The organism is Streptomyces sp. NPDC058145, assembly GCF_042884245.1.
Taxonomy (GTDB): Bacteria; Actinomycetota; Actinomycetes; order Streptomycetales; family Streptomycetaceae; genus Streptomyces.
In genome coordinates, this window is sequence record NZ_JBHVUH010000053.1 from 1 (window position 1) to 5,203 (window position 5,203).

The following is a 5,203-nucleotide window of genomic DNA, read 5'->3' on the forward strand; positions in this document are numbered from 1 at the left end:
CGAAGGGAAGCGCCCGGAGGAAAGCCCGAGAGGGTGAGTACAAAGGAAGCGACCGTTCCTTGAGAACTCAACAGCGTGCCAAAAATCAACGCCAGATATGTTGATACCCCGTCTCCAGCTTCTGCTGGGACGAGGTTCCTTTGAAAAACACAGCGAGGACGCTGTGTGCGGGAGGATTATTCCTCCTCTCGCACCGCTCTCGTGGTGTTCAACCGGATTACCGGTAAACATTCACGGAGAGTTTGATCCTGGCTCAGGACGAACGCTGGCGGCGTGCTTAACACATGCAAGTCGAACGATGAAGCCCTTCGGGGTGGATTAGTGGCGAACGGGTGAGTAACACGTGGGCAATCTGCCCTTCACTCTGGGACAAGCCCTGGAAACGGGGTCTAATACCGGATATCACTCCTGCAGGCATCTGCGGGGGTCGAAAGCTCCGGCGGTGAAGGATGAGCCCGCGGCCTATCAGCTTGTTGGTGAGGTAATGGCTCACCAAGGCGACGACGGGTAGCCGGCCTGAGAGGGCGACCGGCCACACTGGGACTGAGACACGGCCCAGACTCCTACGGGAGGCAGCAGTGGGGAATATTGCACAATGGGCGAAAGCCTGATGCAGCGACGCCGCGTGAGGGATGACGGCCTTCGGGTTGTAAACCTCTTTCAGCAGGGAAGAAGCGAAAGTGACGGTACCTGCAGAAGAAGCGCCGGCTAACTACGTGCCAGCAGCCGCGGTAATACGTAGGGCGCAAGCGTTGTCCGGAATTATTGGGCGTAAAGAGCTCGTAGGCGGCTTGTCACGTCGGGTGTGAAAGCCCGGGGCTTAACCCCGGGTCTGCATTCGATACGGGCTAGCTAGAGTGTGGTAGGGGAGATCGGAATTCCTGGTGTAGCGGTGAAATGCGCAGATATCAGGAGGAACACCGGTGGCGAAGGCGGATCTCTGGGCCATTACTGACGCTGAGGAGCGAAAGCGTGGGGAGCGAACAGGATTAGATACCCTGGTAGTCCACGCCGTAAACGGTGGGAACTAGGTGTTGGCGACATTCCACGTCGTCGGTGCCGCAGCTAACGCATTAAGTTCCCCGCCTGGGGAGTACGGCCGCAAGGCTAAAACTCAAAGGAATTGACGGGGGCCCGCACAAGCAGCGGAGCATGTGGCTTAATTCGACGCAACGCGAAGAACCTTACCAAGGCTTGACATACACCGGAAAGCATTAGAGATAGTGCCCCCCTTGTGGTCGGTGTACAGGTGGTGCATGGCTGTCGTCAGCTCGTGTCGTGAGATGTTGGGTTAAGTCCCGCAACGAGCGCAACCCTTGTCCTGTGTTGCCAGCATGCCCTTCGGGGTGATGGGGACTCACAGGAGACCGCCGGGGTCAACTCGGAGGAAGGTGGGGACGACGTCAAGTCATCATGCCCCTTATGTCTTGGGCTGCACACGTGCTACAATGGCCGGTACAATGAGCTGCGAAACCGTGAGGTGGAGCGAATCTCAAAAAGCCGGTCTCAGTTCGGATTGGGGTCTGCAACTCGACCCCATGAAGTCGGAGTTGCTAGTAATCGCAGATCAGCATTGCTGCGGTGAATACGTTCCCGGGCCTTGTACACACCGCCCGTCACGTCACGAAAGTTGGTAACACCCGAAGCCGGTGGCCCAACCCCTTGTGGGAGGGAGCTGTCGAAGGTGGGACTAGCGATTGGGACGAAGTCGTAACAAGGTAGCCGTACCGGAAGGTGCGGCTGGATCACCTCCTTTCTAAGGAGCACTTCTTACCGGGCTTGCCCGGTCAGAGGCCAGTACATCAGCGAATGTCTGATGCTGGTTGCTCATGGGTGGAACGTTGATTATTCGACCGGATTCACGGGTCGGAGGCTGCCAGTACTGCTCGCAAGAGCGTGGAACGCATGATCTTCGGACGGGACACGGTCGGGCACGCTGTTGGGTGTCTGAGGGAATGAACTTCTCCTCAGTCGCCGGCCCCAGTGAACTCCGGACTTTTCCGGGGGTGATGGGTGGCTGGTCGTTGTTTGAGAACTGCACAGTGGACGCGAGCATCTGTGGCCAAGTTTTTAAGGGCGCACGGTGGATGCCTTGGCACCAGGAACCGATGAAGGACGTGGGAGGCCACGATAGTCCCCGGGGAGCCGTCAACCAGGCTTTGATCCGGGGGTTTCCGAATGGGGAAACCCGGCAGTCGTCATGGGCTGTCACCCGCTGCTGAACACATAGGCAGTGTGGAGGGAACGAGGGGAAGTGAAACATCTCAGTACCCTCAGGAAGAGAAAACAACCGTGATTCCGGGAGTAGTGGCGAGCGAAACCGGATGAGGCCAAACCGTATGCGTGTGAGACCCGGCAGGGGTTGCGCATGCGGGGTTGTGGGATCTCTCTTCTGTCGTCTGCCGGCGACAGGACGAGTCAGAAACCGTTGATGTAGACGAAGGACATGCGAAAGGTCCGGCGTAGAGGGTAAGACCCCCGTAGTCGAAACATCAGCGGCTCGTTTGAGAGACACCCAAGTAGCACGGGGCCCGAGAAATCCCGTGTGAATCTGGCGGGACCACCCGCTAAGCCTAAATATTCCCTGGTGACCGATAGCGGATAGTACCGTGAGGGAATGGTGAAAAGTACCGCGGGAGCGGAGTGAAATAGTACCTGAAACCGTGTGCCTACAAGCCGTGGGAGCGTCGGATACGTGCTTGCACGTATCTCGTGACTGCGTGCCTTTTGAAGAATGAGCCTGCGAGTTTGCGGTGTGTTGCGAGGTTAACCCGAGTGGGGAAGCCGTAGCGAAAGCGAGTCCGAATAGGGCGTTTCAGTAGCACGCTCAAGACCCGAAGCGGAGTGATCTAGCCATGGGCAGGTTGAAGCGGAGGTAAGACTTCGTGGAGGACCGAACCCACCAGGGTTGAAAACCTGGGGGATGACCTGTGGTTAGGGGTGAAAGGCCAATCAAACTCCGTGATAGCTGGTTCTCCCCGAAATGCATTTAGGTGCAGCGTCGTGTGTTTCTTGCCGGAGGTAGAGCACTGGATAGGCGATGGGCCCTACCGGGTTACTGACCTTAGCCAAACTCCGAATGCCGGTAAGTGAGAGCGCGGCAGTGAGACTGTGGGGGATAAGCTCCATGGTCGAGAGGGAAACAGCCCAGAGCATCGACTAAGGCCCCTAAGCGTACGCTAAGTGGGAAAGGATGTGGAGTCGCACAGACAACCAGGAGGTTGGCTTAGAAGCAGCCACCCTTGAAAGAGTGCGTAATAGCTCACTGGTCTAGTGATTCCGCGCCGACAATGTAGCGGGGCTCAAGCGTACCGCCGAAGTCGTGTCATTGCAGCATATACGGCCAACGCCGGCTGTGATGGGTAGGGGAGCGTCGTCTGCCGGGTGAAGCGGCACTGGAAGGTAGTCGTGGACGGTTGACGAGTGAGAATGCAGGCATGAGTAGCGATACAAACGTGAGAAACGTTTGCGCCGATTGACTAAGGGTTCCTGGGTCAAGCTGATCTGCCCAGGGTAAGTCGGGACCTAAGGCGAGGCCGACAGGCGTAGTCGATGGATAACCGGTTGATATTCCGGTACCCGCTGTGAAGCGTCAAACATCGAGCATCGTGATGCTAAGGCCGTGAAGCCGCCCTGATCTCTTCGGAGTTGAGGGGAGTGGTGGAGCCGCCGAACCAAGCGGTTAGTAGGTGAGTGATGGGGTGACGCAGGAAGGTAGTCCATCCCGGGCGGTGGTTGTCCCGGGGTAAGGGTGTAGGACGAGTGGTAGGCAAATCCGCCGCTCATGTGTCTGAGACCTGATGCCGAGCCGATTGTGGCGAAGTGGATGATCCTATGCTGTCGAGAAAAGCCTCTAGCGAGTTTCATGGCGGCCCGTACCCTAAACCGACTCAGGTGGTCAGGTAGAGAATACCGAGGCGTTCGGGTGAACTATGGTTAAGGAACTCGGCAAAATGCCCCCGTAACTTCGGGAGAAGGGGGGCCACACTCGGTGATCGGATTTACTCCGTGAGCTGGGGGTGGCCGCAGAGACCAGCGAGAAGCGACTGTTTACTAAAAACACAGGTCCGTGCGAAGCCGTAAGGCGATGTATACGGACTGACGCCTGCCCGGTGCTGGAACGTTAAGGGGACCGGTTAGCTCTGATTCGTCAGGGCGAAGCTGAGAACTTAAGCGCCAGTAAACGGCGGTGGTAACTATAACCATCCTAAGGTAGCGAAATTCCTTGTCGGGTAAGTTCCGACCTGCACGAATGGCGTAACGACTTCTCGACTGTCTCAACCATAGGCCCGGTGAAATTGCACTACGAGTAAAGATGCTCGTTTCGCGCAGCAGGACGGAAAGACCCCGGGACCTTTACTACAGTTTGATATTGGTGTTCGGTTCGGCTTGTGTAGGATAGCTGGGAGACTTTGAAACTCACACGCCAGTGTGGGTGGAGTCGTCGTTGAAATACCAGTCTGGTCGTGCTGGATGTCTAACCTGGGTCCGTGATCCGGATCAGGGACAGTGTCTGATGGGTAGTTTAACTGGGGCGGTTGCCTCCTAAAGAGTAACGGAGGCGCCCAAAGGTTCCCTCAGCCTGGTTGGCAATCAGGTGTTGAGTGTAAGTGCACAAGGGAGCTTGACTGTGAGACCGACGGGTCGAGCAGGGACGAAAGTCGGGACTAGTGATCCGGCGGTGGCTTGTGGAAGCGCCGTCGCTCAACGGATAAAAGGTACCCCGGGGATAACAGGCTGATCTTCCCCAAGAGTCCATATCGACGGGATGGTTTGGCACCTCGATGTCGGCTCGTCGCATCCTGGGGCTGGAGTCGGTCCCAAGGGTTGGGCTGTTCGCCCATTAAAGCGGTACGCGAGCTGGGTTTAGAACGTCGTGAGACAGTTCGGTCCCTATCCGCTGCGCGCGCAGGAGTCTTGAGAAGGGCTGTCCCTAGTACGAGAGGACCGGGACGGACGAACCTCTGGTGTGCCAGTTGTCCTGCCAAGGGCATGGCTGGTTGGCTACGTTCGGGAGGGATAACCGCTGAAAGCATCTAAGCGGGAAGCCTGCTTCGAGATGAGGACTCCCACCCACTAGATGGGGTAAGGCTCCCAGTAGACGACTGGGTTGATAGGCCGGATCTGGAAGCCAGGTAACTGGTGGAGGTGACCGGTACTAATAGGCCGAGGGCTTGTCCTCAGTTGCTCGCGTCCACTGTGT

2 rRNA genes are annotated in these 5,203 nt (G+C 57.4%); both read left to right on the forward strand.

Features of this window, described 5'->3' with window-relative positions:
• Window positions 1–230: 230 nt before the first annotated feature.
• Window positions 231–1,756: ribosomal RNA gene (locus ACFVVO_RS39295) — 16S ribosomal RNA — on the forward strand.
• Between the two features lie 304 nt (window positions 1,757–2,060).
• Window positions 2,061–5,182 (forward strand): 23S ribosomal RNA (locus ACFVVO_RS39300).
• Together the 16S and 23S rRNA genes form the textbook arrangement of a ribosomal RNA operon.
• Window positions 5,183–5,203: the final 21 nt, after the last annotated feature.